Annotated in this window: 22 protein-coding genes; 12 read left to right on the plus strand and 10 right to left on the minus strand. The window is 35.7% G+C overall.

Going from position 1 to position 22,069, the window contains the following annotated elements; all coding sequences use genetic code 11:
- Positions 1 to 49: 49 nt before the first annotated feature.
- A complete protein-coding gene (locus N3F66_01700; GenBank protein ID MCX8122862.1) occupies positions 50 to 214 on the plus strand; it encodes a hypothetical protein in 165 nt (54 codons plus the stop codon).
- Here the strand turns inward: N3F66_01700 and N3F66_01705 are convergent.
- Complete coding sequence (locus tag N3F66_01705; GenBank protein ID MCX8122863.1) at positions 209 to 688, minus strand: hypothetical protein; 480 nt, start codon at positions 686 to 688, stop codon at positions 209 to 211. The genes N3F66_01700 and N3F66_01705 overlap by 6 nt on opposite strands.
- 390 nt (positions 689 to 1,078) lie before the next feature.
- On the opposite strand from N3F66_01705, the gene N3F66_01710 reads away from it, so the two are divergent.
- Complete coding sequence (locus tag N3F66_01710; GenBank protein MCX8122864.1) at positions 1,079 to 2,263, plus strand: SpoIIE family protein phosphatase; 1,185 nt, start codon at positions 1,079 to 1,081, stop codon at positions 2,261 to 2,263.
- A gap of 4 nt (positions 2,264 to 2,267) precedes the next feature.
- Here N3F66_01710 and N3F66_01715 read toward each other — a convergent pair whose 3' ends face one another.
- Positions 2,268 to 3,623 (minus strand): adenylate/guanylate cyclase domain-containing protein, encoded by a 1,356-nt coding sequence (locus tag N3F66_01715; GenBank protein ID MCX8122865.1) that lies wholly within the window; start codon positions 3,621 to 3,623, stop codon positions 2,268 to 2,270.
- 222 nt (positions 3,624 to 3,845) lie between these two features.
- Here N3F66_01715 and N3F66_01720 point away from each other — a divergent pair, with 222 nt between their 5' ends.
- Complete coding sequence (locus N3F66_01720) at positions 3,846 to 4,616, plus strand: MBL fold metallo-hydrolase (protein MCX8122866.1); 771 nt, start codon at positions 3,846 to 3,848, stop codon at positions 4,614 to 4,616.
- Position 4,617: 1 nt separating this feature from the next.
- On the opposite strand, the gene N3F66_01725 is transcribed toward N3F66_01720, so the two are convergent.
- Together N3F66_01725 and N3F66_01730 are read right to left on the minus strand one after the other, a co-directional pair.
- A complete protein-coding gene (locus N3F66_01725; protein ID MCX8122867.1) occupies positions 4,618 to 6,246 on the minus strand; it encodes an alpha-glucosidase in 1,629 nt (542 codons plus the stop codon).
- Positions 6,224 to 8,878, minus strand: coding sequence for a glycosyltransferase (locus N3F66_01730; protein ID MCX8122868.1), 2,655 nt, complete (start codon positions 8,876 to 8,878; stop codon positions 6,224 to 6,226). The genes N3F66_01725 and N3F66_01730 overlap by 23 nt, the downstream gene beginning before the upstream one ends.
- 168 nt (positions 8,879 to 9,046) lie before the next feature.
- Between N3F66_01730 and N3F66_01735 the strand changes: the two genes are divergently transcribed.
- The 4 genes from N3F66_01735 to N3F66_01750 all read left to right on the plus strand — a co-directional run bounded on the left by N3F66_01735 (position 9,047) and on the right by N3F66_01750 (position 10,680).
- On the plus strand, positions 9,047 to 9,523 hold the full coding sequence (locus tag N3F66_01735) for a hypothetical protein (GenBank protein ID MCX8122869.1): 477 nt from the start codon (positions 9,047 to 9,049) through the stop codon (positions 9,521 to 9,523).
- A 92-nt stretch (positions 9,524 to 9,615) separates the two neighbouring features.
- Positions 9,616 to 9,828, plus strand: a complete 213-nt coding sequence (locus N3F66_01740; protein MCX8122870.1) for a LapA family protein — start codon at positions 9,616 to 9,618, stop codon at positions 9,826 to 9,828.
- An 11-nt stretch (positions 9,829 to 9,839) separates the two neighbouring features.
- The gene (locus N3F66_01745) at positions 9,840 to 10,076 is read left to right on the plus strand and encodes a hypothetical protein (GenBank protein ID MCX8122871.1); all 237 of its coding nucleotides are present in this window, start codon (positions 9,840 to 9,842) and stop codon (positions 10,074 to 10,076) included.
- A 139-nt stretch (positions 10,077 to 10,215) separates the two neighbouring features.
- Positions 10,216 to 10,680: a chemotaxis protein CheW gene (locus N3F66_01750; GenBank protein MCX8122872.1), complete on the plus strand. Its 465-nt coding sequence runs from the start codon at positions 10,216 to 10,218 to the stop codon at positions 10,678 to 10,680.
- Here N3F66_01750 and larC read toward each other — a convergent pair.
- The 6 genes from larC to rsmI form a co-directional block, all read right to left on the minus strand.
- Positions 10,675 to 11,838 carry a nickel pincer cofactor biosynthesis protein LarC gene (larC, locus tag N3F66_01755; protein MCX8122873.1) on the minus strand — a complete coding sequence of 388 codons (1,164 nt, stop codon included), beginning with the start codon at positions 11,836 to 11,838 and terminating at the stop codon, positions 10,675 to 10,677. The genes N3F66_01750 and larC overlap by 6 nt on opposite strands.
- 9 nt (positions 11,839 to 11,847) lie before the next feature.
- Positions 11,848 to 12,597: a nickel pincer cofactor biosynthesis protein LarB gene (gene larB / locus N3F66_01760; GenBank protein MCX8122874.1), complete on the minus strand. Its 750-nt coding sequence runs from the start codon at positions 12,595 to 12,597 to the stop codon at positions 11,848 to 11,850.
- A gap of 3 nt (positions 12,598 to 12,600) precedes the next feature.
- The gene (locus tag N3F66_01765; protein MCX8122875.1) at positions 12,601 to 13,827 is read right to left on the minus strand and encodes an iron-containing alcohol dehydrogenase; all 1,227 of its coding nucleotides are present in this window, start codon (positions 13,825 to 13,827) and stop codon (positions 12,601 to 12,603) included.
- 24 nt (positions 13,828 to 13,851) lie between these two features.
- Positions 13,852 to 14,145 (minus strand): flagellar biosynthesis anti-sigma factor FlgM, encoded by a 294-nt coding sequence (flgM, locus tag N3F66_01770; protein MCX8122876.1) that lies wholly within the window; start codon positions 14,143 to 14,145, stop codon positions 13,852 to 13,854.
- 263 nt (positions 14,146 to 14,408) lie between these two features.
- On the minus strand, positions 14,409 to 15,617 hold the full coding sequence (locus N3F66_01775; GenBank protein ID MCX8122877.1) for an ATP-binding protein: 1,209 nt from the start codon (positions 15,615 to 15,617) through the stop codon (positions 14,409 to 14,411).
- Between the two features lie 59 nt (positions 15,618 to 15,676).
- On the minus strand, positions 15,677 to 16,357 hold the full coding sequence (gene rsmI / locus N3F66_01780) for a 16S rRNA (cytidine(1402)-2'-O)-methyltransferase (GenBank protein MCX8122878.1): 681 nt from the start codon (positions 16,355 to 16,357) through the stop codon (positions 15,677 to 15,679).
- Positions 16,358 to 16,462: 105 nt separating this feature from the next.
- Between rsmI and serC the strand changes: the two genes are divergently transcribed.
- From serC to N3F66_01805, 5 genes are all read left to right on the plus strand, one after another.
- A complete protein-coding gene (gene serC, locus N3F66_01785) occupies positions 16,463 to 17,548 on the plus strand; it encodes a 3-phosphoserine/phosphohydroxythreonine transaminase (GenBank protein ID MCX8122879.1) in 1,086 nt (361 codons plus the stop codon).
- Between the two features lie 5 nt (positions 17,549 to 17,553).
- Positions 17,554 to 17,916, plus strand: coding sequence for a phosphomannose isomerase type II C-terminal cupin domain (locus tag N3F66_01790; GenBank protein ID MCX8122880.1), 363 nt, complete (start codon positions 17,554 to 17,556; stop codon positions 17,914 to 17,916).
- A gap of 304 nt (positions 17,917 to 18,220) precedes the next feature.
- A complete protein-coding gene (locus N3F66_01795; protein MCX8122881.1) occupies positions 18,221 to 19,147 on the plus strand; it encodes an ATP-binding cassette domain-containing protein in 927 nt (308 codons plus the stop codon).
- Between the two features lie 20 nt (positions 19,148 to 19,167).
- Positions 19,168 to 19,893 (plus strand): ABC transporter permease subunit, encoded by a 726-nt coding sequence (locus tag N3F66_01800; GenBank protein ID MCX8122882.1) that lies wholly within the window; start codon positions 19,168 to 19,170, stop codon positions 19,891 to 19,893.
- A 2-nt stretch (positions 19,894 to 19,895) separates the two neighbouring features.
- Entirely contained in the window at positions 19,896 to 22,043 is a 2,148-nt protein-coding gene (locus N3F66_01805; protein MCX8122883.1) for a GldG family protein, read from the plus strand.
- Positions 22,044 to 22,069 lie beyond the last annotated feature (26 nt).

A 22,069-nucleotide genomic window follows, 5' to 3' on the forward strand; every position in this document is an offset into this window, starting at 1 on the left:
TTATAAAAAATGTTTATTAAACCTTCAACAATAGCAATTTTTAAAAAGCATGGTATACGTATTGACAGTGATTTGCAACTGTCATCCTAAATCATGTGTTAGCTTAAAGGCAACACAATTTGCCAAAAGGTTCGATAGCTCATTGTCGATGAATGCACTGGCGGTAATTGATAAAACAAAGCCATGGCCACTTGATATTGAAAAGTTATTATAAAGTGGCAAAACTCTGAAAAACTCTATTAAAAAAAGATTCAAAGCTGTAAAAGGTATTTTCAGGTGCGCTGCATTCAATGATAAAGATAGTAGCACCTGTGTTGATAATACGTATCCGGTGAATAGAACTAACTTTATTTCTATATGTTGCAACTAGAATACCACCGTTATCGTTTCGTGATTGTAGTACAAAGTGAGCATTTGGGTCAATATCCCATATCTTCCATGTCAATTCAGCAAGAATATCAGATTGTATTGATTTCAATTTGAAAACTTTAATGTAGATGTCTTTTGAGTAAGCACAGATAAATTCATGAATATCACTTTGCATCATTTCAGATATATCCCATGCGGGCACTTCAACCTGAAACCCCAAAGCGCTTTTGTACATAGTAAAACAATTTGGCGATGAGTTGGATATATTTGGCATGACTACTGTTAACAGTGTAACAATGACAATTAAAAAATTTTTCATTATTTACACCTCCTTGCGGGATATAATTTAACCTTCATCATTTGAGGCAAACCCTTGAATATTTTCTTTCGTTTGCTATCCGTAAATATAGTCTTAAAACATTTTACAATTAGCAATTTCACCTCTTTAAGGTAGCTACAAAACTAATTGGTAAGAGATTCCTCCGAACGTATCTACTTTAAAATAATAATAAGAAATTGCAAATGTTATTTATATGCTTGAATAGTATTTGTTGTATACTCTGATTTCTATCGTATAGAAAAGCTTTCAAAAAGAAAATAAAAAAATATTCATAATAATTTTATATATACTTTACTGTTGATTGGCATCTTACAAACAAAGAAAATTTTGTTATAGCTTTTTTATTTTATAAACAGCTGGAGACTTTTTATGCCAGTTTCGACAGTTGAAAGTATAATATATCGATTACATGAGCCTTTACCAATGCGCTTTACAGCAGGAATGCTTGTCAGTTCAATGTATTATGTTTTTTCTGATACTAAAATTGATGCACTGTCGGAAGCGCTTGCAAAAAATGAAGACATCTTTGCATGCGCGGTTGTAGACAGGTCTATGAAAGTACATGGCGTAATTGTTAGGAAGGATCTTTTTGATATTCTGGGAAGGCGTTTTGGCAGAGAATTGTACTATAACAAAACAGCGCTTGATATGATACAGAGGGTGCAGAGTTTTCCTTATAACATACATGTGTTTGAATGTGCAAAGATTATTGAAAGAGATCTACTCACAGGTGTGCAGGATTATTATGTTCTGTTAGATGATAACGGCTGTTACAGTGGCATTTTTTCAACAAAAGATATGTTGATATTCCTGTCTCGATTAACACGTATTGATATTGATCAGGCAAAACGAATAATAAGTAGAATCATAAAAAAAGAATATATTATAAAAACCAAGCGTTTGCATATTGCAGTACGTACTGAAATGGTGCAGGATATTGGCGGAGATTCATATTATGTTCTATCGTCAAAAAGCAAAAATCAGCATGTTATTGCGGTGTGTGATGTTTCAGGAAAAGGAATAGCAGCATCAATGATAACTACACTTATAAGTGGCATGATATCATCGTATGACTTTGAAAAAAATTCTATAGAATATTTTCTTATACAGTTAAATAATTTTATTTATACTACTTTTGAAGGTGAACGTTTTGTTACTGCATGTTTTATGTTGATTGATGAAGATAGCGGGATGTTAAATATGTATGATTTTGGCCATTCAATGACATATTTATTACGGAATAATAATATGTTTAAATTGTCTTTGAAGGAAATAAATATACCATTGGGAATTCAAAAAATGCATTCTGTTAATGGTGGTAGAGCAAAAATAGAGCCAGGTGACACTATCATAGCATTTACCGATGGTATTATTGAGCAGCGAAATATTGAAGGCAAAGAATATGGAGTGCAGAGATTAAATAAATTAATTATTGATAATAATACATTTGATCCTATGAACACAATTAATGCAGCATTTGATACTATAAAAAATTATAAAGGAAGGTATCCACAACAGGATGATATGACCCTGTTGTGTATTCGATATGAATAGAGTATTATTTATACTGTATAGTATATACCTCAACTGGTTGTTCAATTCCACGGATCGTTACTAATTCCATACGTGTTGTTTGAATAGAGGGGGCTAGCTTTTTTACATCTGAACTAATTAATATACTATCTTCACTGCACAACTGTTCCAATCGTGAGGCAATATTTACTACTTTTCCTATAGCAGTAAATGTTAACCTGTCCGATGGTCCAAAACTTCCAACTGTAGCATATCCACAGTGTATGCCTATTCGTAGGTGAAGTGAATGATCTTTTAATTGGTTTTTCCAGCTAATTTGTAATTTTTGAAATACCTTTTGCATTTCAATAGCCATATTAAGAGCATTATCTACCTGCATTGAAGGTATCATGGAATAGGGAGCACCAAATATAATCATGATACCATCTCCCAGAAACTTATCAACAGTACCATTAAATTTATGTGCAATGGTTGTCATCTGGGTTAAATATTGGTTGAGTATATCAGCAGCTATCTCCGCTTCACTTACATCAGTAAGCTTTGTAAATCCCTGTATATCAGTAAAGCAAACGGTAATAAATCGTTTTTGAAGTGGAATAATTTCCTGCTTTTGCCGTCGCAATATCATCTGTACCAATTGAGATGGCAAATAAGAAGATAGTTGACTGCCAATAGATAAAAGAAATTGTTTTTCTGCTTTCACGATATATAATATGACTAGCACCAGAATTAAAGAAACAACACTGATGCCACTTACTGCAATAACAGAAAATGTAAAATACCTGTTTTTAGTTTTGATAATTTTATCATAGCTCACTTCATTAATATCATTGCATACCTTTGATAATAAGTCTGTTGCTAATTGATCTTTGCCTTTGATGATAGAATACACATCATGTGCTGATATTCTATTCTCTTTATATTGTGTTATTTCATCAATGAGTAATTCGGAAAATTGTTTATGATAATGAACTATATGTTCCATATTTTGTTTTATTGCAGGATATTCATTGAGCATTATTTTAAGATTAAAAAGTTGATTTTGTACAATAGTATATTGGTAGGAAAATTTGTGAAAGTATTTACGATATTCTTCGTTATCATTTTCAAGTAACATTGCATGTAGTAATGCCAATTGATTGCCAAAGTCTATTTGTATTGTTTGTGTTAACGTTATTATTTCGTTAATTTTTTCAATTTCTTTATGTGATTTATTAAGGTAATATAAATTCAGAAACCCACTTAACGATATCATAACCACCAGCAGTAAACCAACAACAATAACCCAGTAAGGTATTTTGGTAATAGAAAATTGTTCAATATCACTGGACAAAATAGATGGAAGCAGTTTTTTAAATAATAAGTTTAGCCTTTGAATCATGGGAAGCTTCTCCTTGAGAAGATACATCATTTACTTATAGCAATGATGTAATCATAAGTAATAATTGCAAACCTATTAAAAATGATATAAAGATATAATGAAGATGATGTCAAAATTATTGATGGATAGCGGAGTAATAATGAAATGAAGCATTAATTTACTTGACCATAAAGGAATAATTGTTATGAAATAAATAAAGGTATATGCTATCAGGGGAATAGTATGGATATACAGTGGTTAGGAACAGCTTCAATTAAAATATCCTTGGGCAACACTTCGTTGTACTTTGACCCTTTTATATCAATGAATCCAATGCTACAGTATACTTCTATAGACGATTATGCCGATGCAACGGATATATTTGTTACACATGGGCATTTTGACCACATTTATACTATCCCTCAAATATGGAAAATGACCAAGTGCGTTATTTACTGTGGAATACAGGTAGCTAATGTTTTGCTTAGACAGGGCATTTTGCCTGACTATATACGAATTATTGACCATGGCCAGGTGATATCAATACCACCATTTATTATTAAAATATACCGAAGTGAGCATATCCGTTTTGACTTTCCTCTTATAGTCAAAACTTTATTTCATAAAAGGGTGTTGCACTATTTCGATAATTTTAAAAATATTGCTTCTATGATTAAAAAAATGCCTGCGGGTATTGTATTTGCCTATGAGATAGTGTATAGGGAAAAATCCATACTTCATTTTGGCAGTTTAAACTATTCATCTGCTATTGCGTATCCTTATAATCCATCGGTGCTCACGATACCATTACAAGGGCGATCGGATATACATGATTATGCAATTGAGTTTATAAAGAAATTCATGCCGCAAAAAATATTTTTACATCACTTTGATGACACATTCCCACCACTATCATCGAATGTGGATACAACTGGATTTGTTGAAAACGTTATAAAAATTTTCCCGGAAATGACAGTTATCATTCCTGAGTATGGAATATCCTATAAAGTATAAATTATTCTAGATCTCCTATCTTTTTCAAAATGGTTGCTTCATAAGGGTAGCATTGCATTCGTAAATCAGCAAAGTGTTCAAATTTGCTTCGATGAGTTGAATACAGTACTTTCCACTGTGCTTCGTGGTGGTGGTGTAAAAAGGTGTTGGTGTCATTAAAATTTAATATGATGCATAAAGTTTCATTGTCAAATTTACGGATATATGCTAAAATGCCATTCTTACCCTTAACGATAGGTTCCCAGGTTCCATGAGTAAGTGCTGGATGTTTTTTTCGCAGTTGTATTATATCCTTAAAGAATGAGAGCAGTGAATAGCGGTCTTTAATTTGATTTTTGACATTAATTGTGCGATAGTTACTGTCAATTGGCAACCAGCTGCAACCGTTGCTGAAACCAGCATTTGCCTCATCGGACCATTGCATTGGAGTACGGGCACAGTCCCTACCTTTATACAGCGGCCAAAAGCGTTTGCCTGCAGGATCAACAATGTTGCGCAGGGGAATGGCACAATTTTTCATTCCTATCTCTTCGCCGTAATATATGAATGGTGTTCCCCATAATGTTAAAAGCAAGAGTGCCAAAAGACGTTTAATTGCATCATTACTGTCATTGCTGTATTTGTCGGCATATCGTGGTTGGTCATGATTTGATAAAACGTTACATGGCCAACAGTTTTCAGGAATAGCGTTGTACCAATGTTTAATGCATGTATATATTTTTCGTGCATCAAATGGCTGATACAAAAGTGAAAAGTCAAATGCAAGATTCAATCCTTTACCATTAAAGAGATAACTGGCAGAAAGTTCAGGATTACCGGGAGGATAACAAAATACTTCACCAACAACCATACGGTCATCATAGGAATCAATCAGTTCGCGAATTTCCTGAACAAGTATATAGTTTTCCGGCCTGTTGCGATTATATTTTTCTATTTGCTCATTGAATGGATTAAATGAAAATGGATTGTTACGGAAACGTTTGTCTTTATAGCAATAGTTAATCACATCAAGCCTGAATCCATCTACTCCCATATCAAGCCAGTACCTCATCACATCAAACATTGCCTGTTTCACTTGTGGGTTTCGCCAGTTTAGATCGGGTTGCTCTTTGAGAAATGAATGAAGATAGTACTGCCCGGTAGGTTGGTGCCATTCCCAGGCTGATGTTAAATACGCTGATTTCCAGTTGTTGGGCGGTTTTCCTTTTTTGCCATCATGCCATATATACCAGTCGCGCTTTGGATTGTCTTTTGATGAAGATGATTCTATAAACCACGGATGCAGGTGAGACGTGTGGTTTAACACCATGTCCATTATGATCTTGATGTTGCTACTATGAGCTATCGCCAGTAAATTTTTGAAATCATCCATTGTGCCAAATGAAGGATCAATGGCATAGTAATCGCTGATATCATATCCACAATCATACATTGGAGAAGTGTATATAGGCGACAGCCATATAGCATCAATTCCCAGACTAGTAAGGTAATCAAATTTTTCGATAATGCCCTGGATATCGCCTATGCCATCGCCATTTGAATCATAGAAGCTGCGGGGATAGATCTGGTATATTATCCCATGCTTCCACCATACATGTTGTTTTACATTATGCCGCTGTGTTGAGATCATTGATGAACTGCTTGATGATTGCATCAGGGCTGTATTCATGAGCACGCAATAATGACTGGTTTTTGAATAGATTGAGCAGAAGAGGGTTATCCAGAAGCTCTATTATTTTTTGACCCATTTCGGTTTCATTTTTTACTAGATAACCATTTAAGCCATTGTTTATAATGTCTTTTGGTCCCTTTGTGTTATATGCAAGTACGGGCAACCCGCATGATAGCGCTTCTAGTACAACACATCCAAACGTATCAAATCGTGAAGGTAATACCAGCATGTCAGCAGCCGAGTATATCTTTGGCAATTTTTCATGGTCAACCCAACCTAAAAAGATTGCATCTGGCATAAGTTTTTTGAGTTCCTGTTCTTTTGGCCCAATACCTGCAAATGCAACCTTTGCATGAGGATGTTTTTGCTTAACAATCTCCATTACTTTTGGTATATCCATAACGCCTTTTTCTTCAGAAAGCCTACCAGCAAAAAGTATTACAGGTGTTGTGGCACTCACACCAAATATTTCTTCTTTACTTGTTTTGTAAGGTTTAAAAATTTCTTCAACCCAGTGTGCAGTCAAAAATACCTGTGAGGGATTAAATCCCATATCTTTTCCGGTTAGCCATTTGCGGTGATCATTGTTAAGGACAAATAATCCATCAAAACCTTTGTAAAAAGTACGAAGTAATCTTCGGAAATTATTGAGATTTTCGCCTGTTAATTTTAGTGTTTGTTCTGCAAACATCATCCAGTCTGTGTGTACATAAAAATACGCAGGCACTGAATATGCATATTTTAACCAAACTGCAGCCAACCCCATTGGCCCTTCAGTTGAGGCAATAATCTTGCTGTATTCACCTTCTTTAAATATTTTGTGAATTTCCAAAATATCAGGAATTCGTAATGGTTGCTGTTCATAAAATGGAAGCGTAAATTCCTTCAAAGGCTGTATAACGATTAAGTGATCCTGTGGTTGAAGTGTGTTGCTGATAGTTAATATATCTATAGGTAGATCCCGTTTTTGGATTTCTTTGAGCATTGATTGTAGTACCATTGCCACACCGTTTGAGTCGGTAAATGTATCGGTGAGCCACAACGTACGTTCAGGGTGTTTGAGAGTGTTATGAACTTTTGCAAATTCGTACAGCAATGGACGAGCTTTATACATTACACGTGCGCTAGTAAAAAAGGCTGCTGCAATCACTGCTGATCCTAAAAATGGGAATGATAATTCATCAAATAATTTTGGCAGATTGACTTTTGATAAACCATTGCCATTAGATTTTTCGTTGGGTTCAATGTATTTTCTAAAATGTGTAGGGATTTCTATGTCTTCAAAGAATGATTCAAATTCTTTTGATTTAAACCGTTCATCTTTAATAAAATCATTGATATGCTTATCAGCACGTTTCATGAGTAGTTGTAGTAATTCTTTATATATTCCGTATATAGATTCTGTAAAGAATTCTATATCTTCTTTTTTTCTTGTTTTTGTGTAACGGGATAATTTATATGCTATATCAAAGACCTTTTTATAATCTCTGCTTACATAAAACCGTTTTGTTTTAGAAAATGTTTTTCCAATCAAGGACTGATGGAAGAGTTCAAGGAAGTTAAGTGTAGTTTTATGCCGTCGTAATTCAAGAAAAGCGTTAGTTATGGCTAAAGCAGCTAATTTATCTTGCATATCTCCTTTATGCAGTAATATATGAGGAAGGCCAGGATCTTCCATGTTCATAGCTATCTGACAGAAGTAATCAATAAATGATATTGCCATCTTTTCGCTATCATTATGAGAACCAAAAGGTGCCATCGCACCTTGCTTAATTGCTTCAAGTGCCAGCATTGAACGGCTAACAGTTTTTAATCGTTCATTAAGATTTGGAATGTGCAAATAGACACCTGTGAGGCCTGTAAATATTCCCATGTGACTATCGGACCCTCCAGACATAAACTTGTCATAAGGTCTTTTACAAAACCTATCAGGTTTTATTTTAAATTTTTGCGAAAGCTCATCTAATTTATCTTTGGTTAATGACTCGATCCATTGTTTCACCAGCATATTTTGCCAGCTATCGCGTTGACCATTGATGACTTCAAATCGTTCAAACAGAAGAGCCATTTTATCGAAGAATTCCATAGGTGGAATTCCTTTTGATTTGTAGTGATAGAGTGGATGAGCCCATATTGTGGGGAGGTCCTGCTCTAGTGTGTAATCTAAAAATTTATATATATCATTGCGGTATTTATTAAGCTTGATTTCCTGTTGGGGCGTAAACCCATACGTAAGAACATGGATACCAACTTTGTAATCGGGAACGGTACAACTAAACTCAGCACCAACGAGCACGTCTACTCCTTTTTCTAAAAGCTGGTAGCATGAGCGTGCATTGTTGTGATTTGTTATAGTAAATGTGTCACAACCGTGAATTTTTAATGTGGAAATGAGTTCCTGTGTTGGCAACCATGTTTCGGGTATTCCTAATATTCTACCTAATTGCTCATCGGGTACATTGCTGTTGTAGTCATGGCAATGCAGGTCTATGGTTAATATTTCATTGGCAGGGTAGCGATTTTTTTGTTCATTGACAAAAGAATTAAGCAGTGAAGTAATCTGTTGGCTAAATGTTGCTTTTGACGTCATATTTCCTCTTTTAATGTAAAAATACTATAAAGTTATCAATAACAAGATGTCTTTAAGGTATAAAGATTTTATAAAGTTTGTATATAATTGTAATAAATAAGGCTTGATTAAAAGTATATATGTGTTCTATATTTTACTATATTATAAAAAATAATGGCGGGGTACATAATGAATGCTGAAACCACAACGTGTATTTCAATTCAAAATTATGGAATACTTAAGGAGCTTTGCAGAAAATATAAAATATCTTATTCAAGAGCAGTAGTGTTGATGGTTAAATATGCTACCGAAAATAAAAAATTATCAATAATAAGTAACAGAAACGTTAAATATAGAGATAAGAATGTTGCAGTATGGAGAAGGATTCATATACAGCTAACTCCTAATGAATATGAATTTTTGATGGATGTTAAGAAGATCTGGAAGATGTCTGTGGCGAAGATGATTGAGTTTTGTCTTGAAACTATTCTTCTTGAATTAGTGGAAAATGTTCTAGAAAAAAATAGAACCGATAACTATCTATATAATAACTATCATTTTGAAATTGGTGAGGTAGAAGGTATTACATATTACCAGATCTACTGGGGGTTACCCACAAAAATCCTCACACAAATACTAAAAAAACCATCATATACCCTCACATAAACTTAAAAAGTAGTAATTATTGTTGCTTGACGTGTGATACATGTATACAGTATAGTTGTACCATTGAAAATACTATCCTGGATGTGAATAATATGAAAGTTAGACAAATATTAACTTTATTTATATTGTTGCTTTTTCTTATAATTATTTTGCAAAACACCCAGCCAGTATCGTTTACAGTATTTGTATGGGATATAACGCTGCCACTGATCGTAATGTTGTTAACTGTATTTATAGCGGGCTTAATTATTGGCACCCTGTTTGGCACATCTGGTAAAAGAAGAAAAAATATAACAAAACTGTAAAAAGGGACATTATGAATACTGGTGTATTACTCACAATTATTGCAATTATAAGTTTTATCATTCTCATATACATGTTTATTAAACAGCTTTTGAAGCTTATCACCATACTTGTTGCCATGTTTATTATTTTTGCGGGGTATATATATATAAAAAATGGTTCGCTTCCCAAAAACCTCAATGGATATATTGATGAAGGTAAAATTGCCGTTGACCAGCTGCATCAGTCATATGAAAAGTTGATTAAATAACAAAAATAAATGTTTATTTTGAAATCAGTTGTATTCCATGAGCTATCGTACAAAAAATAAAAAAATTTTCACTTGAAAATTTGCATTGCTATTCATAGTATTGAGAAAATAGGCTAAAATTGTAATTAAGGATGCCAAAATGAAAACGCAAACAAAAGATACCGCATTAAATAGCATGCAGATCGTATGCTTTAATATAGGCAAGGAAGAATATGGAATAGAAATATTGAAGGTGCAGGAAATACTAAAGCTTCCCGCAGTAACACCCTTGCCAAAATCTGCTGATTATATTATGGGAGTCATTGATTTGCGCGGCAAGGTTATCCCCATTGTTGATTTAGGGGTGCGCTTTGGAATTTCTGAAAAAAGCACAAAAAACAAACGTGCAATCGTTGTTGATATTAAAGGCAAGCGTATAGGGCTTGCAATAGATCAAGTAAGTCATGTCATTAAACTGGAGCAAAAAGACATTGAACCACCGCCACCAATTGTAAAAGGCATATCAGGCAGGTTTATCATTGGAATAGGGAAAGTTGAAAATAAATTTGTGATTATTCTTGATATAGACCAAATATTTTCTTCAGAAGAATTAAAGCAGCTATAATTTTTTCTGTTTATAGTATTCCTTTAGCGCTTCTTCCATTATAAGGTATAAAGGTTTTTTGATTTTTGCTGCCACCTTTTTACAATCCTCATATTCAGGTTTAGGCGATAGCTCATTATAACGATAACTTTGCTTAATACGGATTTGTTCACCGTAAAGGGTAATCGTTGCAATATCCCGTGGTAAAAAGTGGCGACTAACAGTATATTCCCTGACTCCCAATGTTGTCGTTTGAGAAAAAATAATCTGTGTGCACTGTTTTACAGCTGAAAAAGGGCAAAGTACTGAAAGTACCACACCAGGTCGCCCTTTTTTCATGATAACCTGTTGCATATATACATCTAACGCTCCCTCGCTAAAAAGCAGATCATATACATACGGATAAATTTCAGGATTCATATCATCAATGGTGCATTCCAGCACGCACAAAAGTTGGTGTTGACTATCTGTATCATCTAGAAGCATAACCCGCGTATAACTTGGGAAACCATAATCGCGTGTACCAAACCCTATGCCAGTTGCAGAAATCATACCTCCAAACTGTAGTTGCTGTTTACCTAAGGTTGTAAGTATAGCAGCAGCAGTTGGTGTTGTCAGTTCACCTACTTTTCCGGTGAATATAACCTGTTTCCCTTCTGTCAGCTTGACAGTTGCAGGGGCAGGTAATGGGATTGTTCCGTGTTGTGTGGATATAGTACCGGTGCCACATGCAAATGCGCTGTAGTACAATACATCGATTTGTAGGTATTCAATGCCAATACAAAAAGAAAGTATATCTACAATACTATCAATGGCACCCACCTCATGAAAATGTACTTTCTCCTTTGGTATGCCATGCACTGCAGCCTCAGCTGTGGCTAATGCATCAAATATTTTAATTGCATTGTTTTTAACAAAGTCAGAACATGTTGTTGATGAAATAATTGCATCAATTGCTTCAAGGTTTCTATGTGTTGTATCAACTTTAGCTTTAATTCCAGCTTGAATGCCGCTAATTCCATGCCGCACAATTTTTTCAGGAGCTATCTCAAAACCTTTAATGGGTAATGATTGTAATTGTGTAGTAATAACTTCAACCGGTAGCCCAACATCAATGAGTGCGCCCACAAGCATATCACCGGATGCTCCCAGTTGAATATCGCAATAAAGTATTTTCATGATACTATCCTACAAATTCCGTATAATACGGTATGCACAGTACACAGCACCAAATCCATTATCTATATTGACCACACTTACCCCTGGTGCACAGGAGTTGAGCATACCTAAAAGTGCTGCAATACCACCAAATGATGCACCATACCCAACTGAAGTGGGCACAGCAATGACGGGGCAGGGCACCAGCCCGCCAATAACGCTAGGCAGTGCGCCTTCCATTCCGGCAATAACAATTATAACAGTTGCATCATGAATATGTTCCCAGTTATGGAAAACTCTATGAATACCTGCAACCCCAATATCATAAATAGTTTCAACATTAAGCCCCATTATACGTGCGGTTTCTTTTGCTTCTTCAGCTACGGGAATATCTGATGTTCCTGCTGTGATGATTAAAAGCTTGTGAGGTTTATGGTGGGGTTTTTGTATGCAGTATGAAATGACTCTACCTGCTTCATTGTAGTGTGCTTTTTTAATATATCGTTTTACAGCAGTAAAATGTTCTTTTGTTGCCCGTGTACCCAGAAAATTTGTCTTACGTTTAACCATAGACTGTGCAATATCGGCTACCTGTTTTGGAGTTTTATTCTGGCAAAAAATAACTTCAGGGAAGCCAAGCCTGGTTTGCCGGTGATGGTCAAGTGTGGTGTGGCCTAATTGTTCAATTGTAAGGTGCGATAGCTCCTGTAGAAAATCTTCTTCAGAAATGAGCCCATTTTTAAAGCGATGCAGTAAATCTTTAATTGCAGAGTGGCTCATAGGTTAATATGCAGCAATAAGGATAGTTTCAACTTCATCACGGTTAAGCACCCGCGGTGCATTTTGAATAAATGGGTAGGAAAGTGTAATTTCAGCTACCTTAGAGAAAATAGCCTTATTTATATCAAATTGCGACAGTCGCTGTGGGATGTCAACATCAAGAGCCAGTTTTCTTACACCTTCCACAGCTTTAATTGCAGCTTCAATGACAGTAATATCCCGTACATCTTCGTCCATGACTTTTGACATCTGAACATATTTAGCAGGTGTTGATGTTAAATTGTATTCCATGATATGCGGTAACATAACAGCCATATAAGAAGCTATATCAATATGTGTCAACGAAGAAAGTGCCAGTGACAATGCAAGGGATACAGAAAGTTGAGCACTACTGAATGCAATTCCGGCCATTAGTGAAGCCATCATCATATTGAGGCGGGCGGTTTCATTATCACTTTCGCGAAGTGCTGCGGGTAAATTTTTGAAAATCAAGTCTATGGTTCTCAATGAAAGGGTGTTCGTGATATTATTAATGTTTTTGGAAATAACAGATTCTATTGCTATGGCCAGCGTTGCTATGCTATACCTTGCTATTGTTTCTTCATCAATACCAAAGGACATCCCCGGGTCAAGGATGACTGCTTTTGGAAAAATATAATTGTGAAAAAATGTTTTATGTATGCCGTCATGGATATCGGTTAGTATTGTACAGGGAGTTATGTCAAATCCAAAGAGAGGGTGGACAGGGATACTTATAAATGGGACAGATTCATGAAGATACGGGTAAGTGAAAAGTTCATGTGCAAAAAAATAATTGGATGTCAAAAGGGCAACTGCTTTTGCTGCATTAATTGAATGGATACCACCAAAACCTATAACAAGATCACAATGGGTTTTTCGGGCAAAATAGACCGCAGTATCAATATAATCAGTGTTGTTTTCAGGAATTTCATCATAAATTATAAAAGGAATATTGTTGTTTTGCAGGTTTCTGGCAATGGGCATAAAAAGATGGTTGTACTGGTTAAAATCTATGGAACTGGTAATAAAAAGTACCCGTGAGCCAAAAAGCTTTATAATTGAGGGAAGCAGCGTCACACTGTCAGGCTGTGCATATACAGCTGTTGGAATATAGAGGTCAGGCCATATACCTTCAATGGTTTGCCCATACGTTTTAGACATAAAAAAGCGGAATCCTGATTCCGCCTTTCTGTCAATTATGCCGGCCATTAATATAACCTTTAATGGATGTTTCTATTTTCGTAAAAGCTGCATTGCAATTTTTTCGGCAACTTTATCTATAATGCGGTCATCATTGAAATCATAAGTACCATTGGCAATCTGTTCTTTAAGTTCTCGTACTCGTTCAGCTCTAATATCGGGTGTTTGTTTGACAACCTGGGCAATTTTTGACTGTTCGGCAGCTTTCTTTGCTTCGCTGGAAATTTCAACCGAGTCAGATTTACCAGTAGATTTTGCTTTCCCTACTGATTTAGTATTTTTAGGTTCAACAATATTTTTAATATTACCTATTTTATCTATAACCATTGCAATCACCCTCTTTTAATCTATAGTAACTATCGGCACCTATTTGTCAAATCTTAATTTATTATTTAGTAATTGTTGTAAATATAATCAATAATTAAATCTAATTAATAGTATAGTGTAATGTAGGTAAATTGCAATACAATTTTAAAAAAATCTATGAAAATTTGATTGCTTGAATTACCACTAACTATCGCCATTTATAATTACTCCACTTTTTTTATATTGAAAGATTTAAGATTTTTTTACTTTGCTCAGAATGACATTTAAAGGCTTTTATTGTCACTACATAAATTTTCAAATTCCTTTAAAAAGTTTATATAATGTGTGAATCGAACGTTGTGGATTGTAATATCCTCTTTCCCCTGGTATAGTACAGTACCTTGTATGTGAGTGTGAGGGTTATAGTTTTTGAATTGTTGTATTAGTTTTGCAATCTTTTCTGCAAAAAGCGGTTTAGGTGTGGAAGTTAATTTTATTTCCAGTAAATATATGGTTTTATTACGTAGATCTTCAATTATACAATCAATTTCGTTTCCAGTATTGTCTCTAAGGTAAAATATTTTAATATGCGCATTATGGTGTAATATTATTTTATTCAATTCAGCTATGATGTAATTTTCAAAAATTGTACCTGCTAATGGTCCTTTTTGCAATAGTTCAAGTGTATATATACCAGTTAAATAGCACACAACACCAGTGTCATAAAAATATACTTTTGGCCGTTTTACAATTCGTTTGCCTATGTTGTTATAATATGGCAAGACAGTAAATAGTACATAACTTGCTTCAAGTACTGATATCCAGGATTTAATGGTTTTCACTGTAACACCAATGTCATTGGCTAAACGGTTCATATTCAGTTCCTGCGCAGTTTGGGAAGCAAGAAGTGATAGAAGTCGTTGAAAATCTTTTAGATTGCCAATATTAAAAAGTGACCTTACATCACGTTCTAAATAATTAGTAATATATGCAGCGTACCATTCATGTACACCGTGATATTTTCGCACTACATTTTCAGGGTAGCTTCCATATATAATCTGATGTTTTTGTAATAGATGAGGTATTTCAGAATATTGAAAAGGCAGCAAAGTCAAAAGTCCTATTCTTCCAGCTAATGATTCTGTTATATTTTTCAGCATGGTAAACTGACTTGATCCAGTCAGTATAAAATTGCCATATTCAAAACGATTATCATCTATGCACAATTTAATATAATTAAAAATATCAGGTACTTTTTGCACCTCGTCAAAAATTATGTGATTGTTAAATTCCTTAAAAAAACCTTTAGGATCAACCAAGAAGCGTTCACGAATAATTGGATCGTCAAATGTAACATAACGATAAGTATGTGAATATTGTTGTTTCAACATAGTAGATTTTCCAGACTGCCGTGGTCCACATACAGCAACTGCAGGGAAAATTGATAAATACTGGGATAATGTTTTTTCTAATGTTCTGTGGTAATATTTCATAGATAAAATATAATTTTACAAATTTATACTGTCAAGATAAATTTGTAAAAAATAATTGTCTATTTCTCTGAGTTATAAAAAGCTACAACAAATTCTCCCTTTTGGGTAAGTTGTGTTGCTACCGCATCGACATCACCTGCTTCACAGTAAATAAATTGTTCAAAATGTTTTGTCATTTCTCTTCCAATGAAAATTTTAGATTTTGGCATTACTTCAGCAATTGCGTGCAACAATTTAACAATTCTATACGGGGATTCATATACTACAATTATTGCATTCATGTGCGATAGCTCCTGCAACTGTTTTTTGCGCTTGCCTTCTTTCTTGCTTAAAAATCCAGCAAAATAAAATTCGGTTGATGGAAATCCACACACTGAAAGAATACAAGTTACTGCTGAGGGACCCGGTATAGGAATGACAGGAATATCGTTTTCTCTTGCCAGTGCTGCCAATTTGCCACCTGGATCTGATATGCCAGGGGTGCCTGAGTCAGTACAATATGCAACTGTTTTGCCAGATTGTATTTCCTGAATGATGCTGTGCAGTTTTGTATTGCTTGAATGGGTATGGAGTGAACGCAGTGGTACATTTATCCCATAATGGGTAAGAAGCTTTGCTGTCTGACGTGTGTCTTCACAATACACAATATCAGTTTCTTTCTTGAGAATACGCAGTGCACGCAATGTAATATCTTCAAGATTGCCAATAGGAGTTGCAATAATATATAGTTTTCCAGGCATACATAGACCTTTTTGATTTATTTGCTTGATTTTTTATCACAGTACCATAGTAATAGTTTTTCTTTCAAGTATAAACTTAAACAATGATTCAGGAGAAAAAGATACATGGCACGAATATATAATTTTTCATCCGGGCCTTCAATTTTACCGTTGAGTGCGCTGGAAGAAGCAAGCAGGGAGCTTGTGGACTATAAACATACTGGAATGTCGCTTATTGAAATGAGCCATAGAGGAAAAATTTATGATCAGGTTCATAATGAGGCGATAGCTCTTGTAAAAGAGCTCCTTGCTGTGCCCGATGATTACACTGTTCTATTTATCCAGGGTGGGGCAACGCTGCAGTTTGGAATGATACCAATGGCATTTCTACAACCAGGTAGAATAGCAGATTTTGTTGTTACAGGAACGTGGGTAAAAAAGGCGTTTGAAGATGCAAAATGTATAGGTGAAGCAAGAATTATATGGGATGGTGCTGTAGAAAGATATCGCCGCATACCTACCCAGAAAGAGTTGAATTTTACTACTGGTGCTGAATATGTATATATATGTTCAAACGAGACAATTGATGGCATTCAGTGGCCTACAATGCCTGATACAGGAGGAATTCCATTAATTGTTGACATGTCGTCGGATATACTGTCACGGCCAGTTGAGTGGGATAAGGTAACTATGCTATTTGCGGGTACACAGAAAAATTTAGCTCCAGCTGGAATGGCAGTAGTCATAATGAAAAATGAACTGTTAGCTAAAGCACGAAAAGACCTTCCTGCATATTTGCGCTATGACTTGCATGCAAAAGAAAACTCTTTGTATAACACTCCTCCCACTTTTACAGTGTGGATGACAACGCTTACATTAAAGTGGGTTAAATCAATTGGTGGAATGCCACAAATAGAAAAATTACGTGACCAGAAGGCAAAACTCATATATGATGCAATAGATGCAAGTGGCGGGTATTACATGTGCCCCGTGGATAAAAGCAGTCGTTCCAAAATGAATATAGTGTGGCGTTTACACAACGAACAGCTGGAAGAACAATTTGTAAAAGAAGCTGAAAAAGAAGGCTTGAGTGGATTGAAAGGGCATCGCTCTGTGGGTGGACTCAGGGCATCAATCTACAATGCTATGCCAGTGGAGGGCGTTGTAGCTCTTGTTGAATTTATGAATCATTTTATGCAGAAAAACGGGTAACAGCTATGGATGATAGGGCAATTTATTCAGAACACAGACCATGGGGTTTTTATGAAGTGCTATCGGACACAGAAACCCACAAGGTAAAACGTATAACAGTATATCCAAAGAAACGCTTAAGCTTGCAGCGGCATAAAAAGCGCAAAGAGCATTGGTTTTTTGTGTCGGGTCAGGGCATAGTGACTCTTGATATGAATGAAGTGAAGGTACAACAGGGAGTAAGCGTTGATATAGATTTTAACGTATTGCACAGAGTCGAAAATACCGGTGATGAAAATCTTGTATATATTGAAGTTCAGCTTGGAGAATACTTTGGTGAGGATGATATAGAACGAATTGAAGATGACTTTGGCAGAGCTAAAAAATAACGTGTAACATTTTTGTTATTTGTTTTTCAAATAATTTTTAAAAGACTGGCGGAATGATTGCAACAGATCGTGATAATTATATAATCGTTCATGCTGTCATAGTGCAAATTGTGTGTAAAAAATCTTTTCTTTAAAGTACCATGTTAAGTGGCACAGCTATTGAGTTACAGAATCTCATATTAAAATGTCAGGATTCTTGATTATTTTGCTATCTTTTAAAGGTTTAAGATAATTTGCAATTGAATGTTTATCGTACCGTGTGCAATGACAATCACCATATAATTTTAACAGGAGGATGCTATACATGATTAATGTTTTGAATCTGGTAAAGCATTACGGTGAAGTAAAAGCTGTTGATGGCATTTCTTTTACAATCAGGAAGGGTGAAATAACTGGGTTGCTTGGCCCAAATGGAGCAGGCAAGACCACAACCTTGCGAATATTGACAGGATACTTGCAGCCAACCAGTGGAGTAGTAAGTGTCGATGAGTTTCTTGTTAACGAAAACCCAATAGAAGTCAAAAAGCGAATAGGGTACCTACCTGAATCAGCTCCCCTGTATCCTGATATGATTGTATATGATTTTTTGCAGTTTATGGCTGATATACGGGATGTGTATGATAAGGAAAGGATTAAAGATGTTGCAATACAGTGTGGCATTACTGAAGTGATGCATAAAAATATAAGTGAGCTGTCAAAGGGATATAAACAGCGTGTTGGACTGGCACAGGCTATTTTACATGATCCTGAGATACTTATTCTTGATGAGCCAACCAACGGGCTTGATCCAAATCAGATTATTGAGATACGTGACCTAATAAAAGAATTAGGGAAAGAAAAGACAGTAATACTGTCAACTCATATATTGCAGGAAGTTGAAGCTACATGTAACAGGGTAATAATAATTGATAAGGGTGCGATAGTAGCTGACGATTCTACCAGTGAACTTAAAAGTGCAAAGGGAAAAGATATTCGTATCAATTGCATTGTTGGTGGTACCACATTTGATGCTATCCATAATGTGTTAAAGAACATTCCAGGTATTAAAGACGTAAAACATGTGCGCGATGAGGGGCAATTGTGCCATATTCAAGTATTGACTGGAGCAGATGTAGATATGCGCCCGGCTGTATTTAATTGTGCCAAAGACAATGGCTGGACACTGTATGAGATGAACAGGGAATACCGAAGCTTGGAGCATGTATTCCGCGAACTTACTGTAGGAGTATAATGAGTATAAGGAGGATGAGGATGGAACAATTTAAGGAAATCATGAAAGGTGCAAAGCTTATTGCTAAAAAGGAACTTTCAGGATATTTTTCAACACCAATAGGATATATTGTTATTTCAGTATTTTTGGTTATTGCAGGATTTTTATTCTTCTCAACATTCTTTTTGTATGGGCAAGCTGAGCTGAGAGCATATTTTGAACTGCTTCCTCTATTGTTTGCCTTTGTAATACCAGCTGTCACCATGCGGCTTTTTGCTGAGGAACGCAACACTGGTTCATTTGAAATGCTTATGACATTGCCTCTGTCAACTGTGCAGGTAGTTATAGGTAAAATTATGGCAGCCACTTTGTTTGCCGCTGTAATGATATCGCCCACTCTGGTATATGCTATATCGGTAGCCTTTGTGGGATCTCTTGATATTGGTCCGGTTATTGGAGGGTATGTAGGTGCAGTGTTACTGGCAGCTGCGTATGCTTCAATTGGTGTGTTTGCATCTTCCATGACAAAAAATCAGATTGTTGCATTCATCATAGGCTTTGCTATTTGCATTGTGCTATCGCTCATTACTAAATTTTTATACTTTATTTCCCCTAAACTGGTTTCACTATTTGAATACATCAGTGCCGACTACCATTTTCAGAATATAGCTCGTGGTGTTGTTGATTCTCGCAATATTATATATTTTGCTTCAGTAATTGTATTAAGCTCAATGGCAAGCATCTATCAGCTGGAGGTGAAAAGATAATTATGGACAAAAGAAAAATTAATGATGTAATTGCTAAGCTTAAAGCTAACATTTCAACCATCTATATACAGGCAGTACAAAAGCTAAAGGCGCAAACCCAGGCTCACGATAGCCACATGCATAAAAGCTATTCACATTTTTTTCTGTATGGTGTGATTGTTGTGTTAATTAATTTAGTTGGTCTTACATTGTATTTCAGGGTGGATCTGACAAAAAATAGCGTATATTCGCTATCGCCTATAAGCAAAGAGGTAGTGTCATCACTTGAGGAGCCGCTGACTATTAAAATATTTTTTAATAAGGACCTTCCTGCTCCATATAATGCAGTGTATCGGTATCTTCAGGATTTGATGGTGGAGTACGATAACGCTGGCAACAGGTATTTCAGCTATGAGTTTATAGATGTTGAAAAACAAAAGGATGCTGCTTCGGACTTTGGGATTTATCCAGTACAGATACGTGAGATACGAAACGATCAGGTTAAATTCAGAAATGCATATATGGGGCTTGCAATTATCCATGGCGATTTGATAGAAAAAATTGATTCAATCACTGAACCAGAGGGACTGGAGTATCGTATCACAACATTAATAAAAAAGATGAATGGCAAGATTGATTCATTGCTTAAATTGAAAGAACCTATCACCGTTACATTGTATGCCAGCAGTAACCTCCCCATTCCTGGCATGCAGAATTTAAATGAGCGTGTATATGCTGAGGTACAAAAATGCAATATACGAAACTACAATAAAATTCAATACCGCTATATAGATCCACTTCAAAATCCTCAAGGGAATACTCTTGCGCAGATGTATGGATTGCCCATGCTTATATGGCCACGCTTTACTACTATGGAAGGTAAGGTTGTTGATCCCGGTGAAGGCATGGTTGGCATCGTAGTGGAATATAATAATAAATTTGAAACGGTACAGATTCTTACACGCTCAATTTTTGGACAATATGCAGTTGGCGATCTGACTCGCCTTGAAGATATGCTCAATGCTGCTATAGATAATTTGATTAGCATTAATCCAAAAGTTGGGTATATAGTGGGGCATGGCGAACGTGATATTAATGATGAACAGAATGGTGCAGCGCAGTTTAAGAAGATGATTGCTGATATGTATGACCTTGTCACAATTGATATTACAAAAGATGATATACCAAATGACATCCAAACCATTATAATCAATGGCCCACGATCTATGTACAGCGAATATGATTTGTATAAAATTGATCAGTTTTTAATGCACGGCGGAAGTGCTGTTATATTGCTGGACTCATATGTGGAACAGCAGACGCAAGGTATGCAAATGTTCCAACGCCCCCCACAAGCCTTGCCGGTATTTACCGGTCTTGAAGGAATGCTTGCACATTATGGCATTACAGTAGGCAGGGATATTGTGATGGATAAGCAGTGCTTCATTGCCCAACAACGAGGGTTGGGCGAGCTGACGATATATTTTGCTCCAATGATTTCGGAAGATGGTCTGGCAAAGGATAGCGAGATAACTAAATATTTAAAGAAGATAGTATTTTTAAAAGCTTCGTCCATTACGGTTGATGAACAGTTGTTAAAAGAAAATAAAGCTTCTGCCAAATATATTGTAAAATCATCACCCTATAGTTGGCTTCAACAGGGCAATATTAGCTTTATGCCATGGGGTGCCAATCCTCCACAGGATTCAGCACTCAAACAATATAATTTAGCTGTTTTGGTGCAGGGAAATATTAAAAGCTACTTTGCTGACAGACAACCCAAAATAGATGTTAAAGAAAAAGCAAAAACAAAAGATTATATTGAACAGGCAGCTTTGAAGCAGAGTGTAAAACCGGTTAAGCTATTTGTAGCAGGTACATCAGAAATTACAGGCCGTAATATTATCGATGAAGAGGGAAAATCACCCAATGCAGTGTTTATGCATAATGTGATAGATTACATGCAGGGTAACTATGCCATTCCGCAGATGCGCAGCAAGGGCCTATCGTTTAATCCACTCAAAGAAACGTCTGATACGGCAAAAAGTATTATCAAGGGCATAAATATTGCTGGACTGCCTCTTTTAGTTATTCTGGCCGGTGTTCTGTATATGTGGCGCAAAAAAATTCGCCGCAGGCGCATTGAAGAACAATTTTCCAGTAAGGTATAATAACACAAAAGAGGTGTTGCAATGCA

It is taken from the genome of Spirochaetota bacterium (assembly GCA_026414805.1).
GTDB lineage: Bacteria > Spirochaetota > UBA4802 > UBA4802 > UB4802 > UBA4802.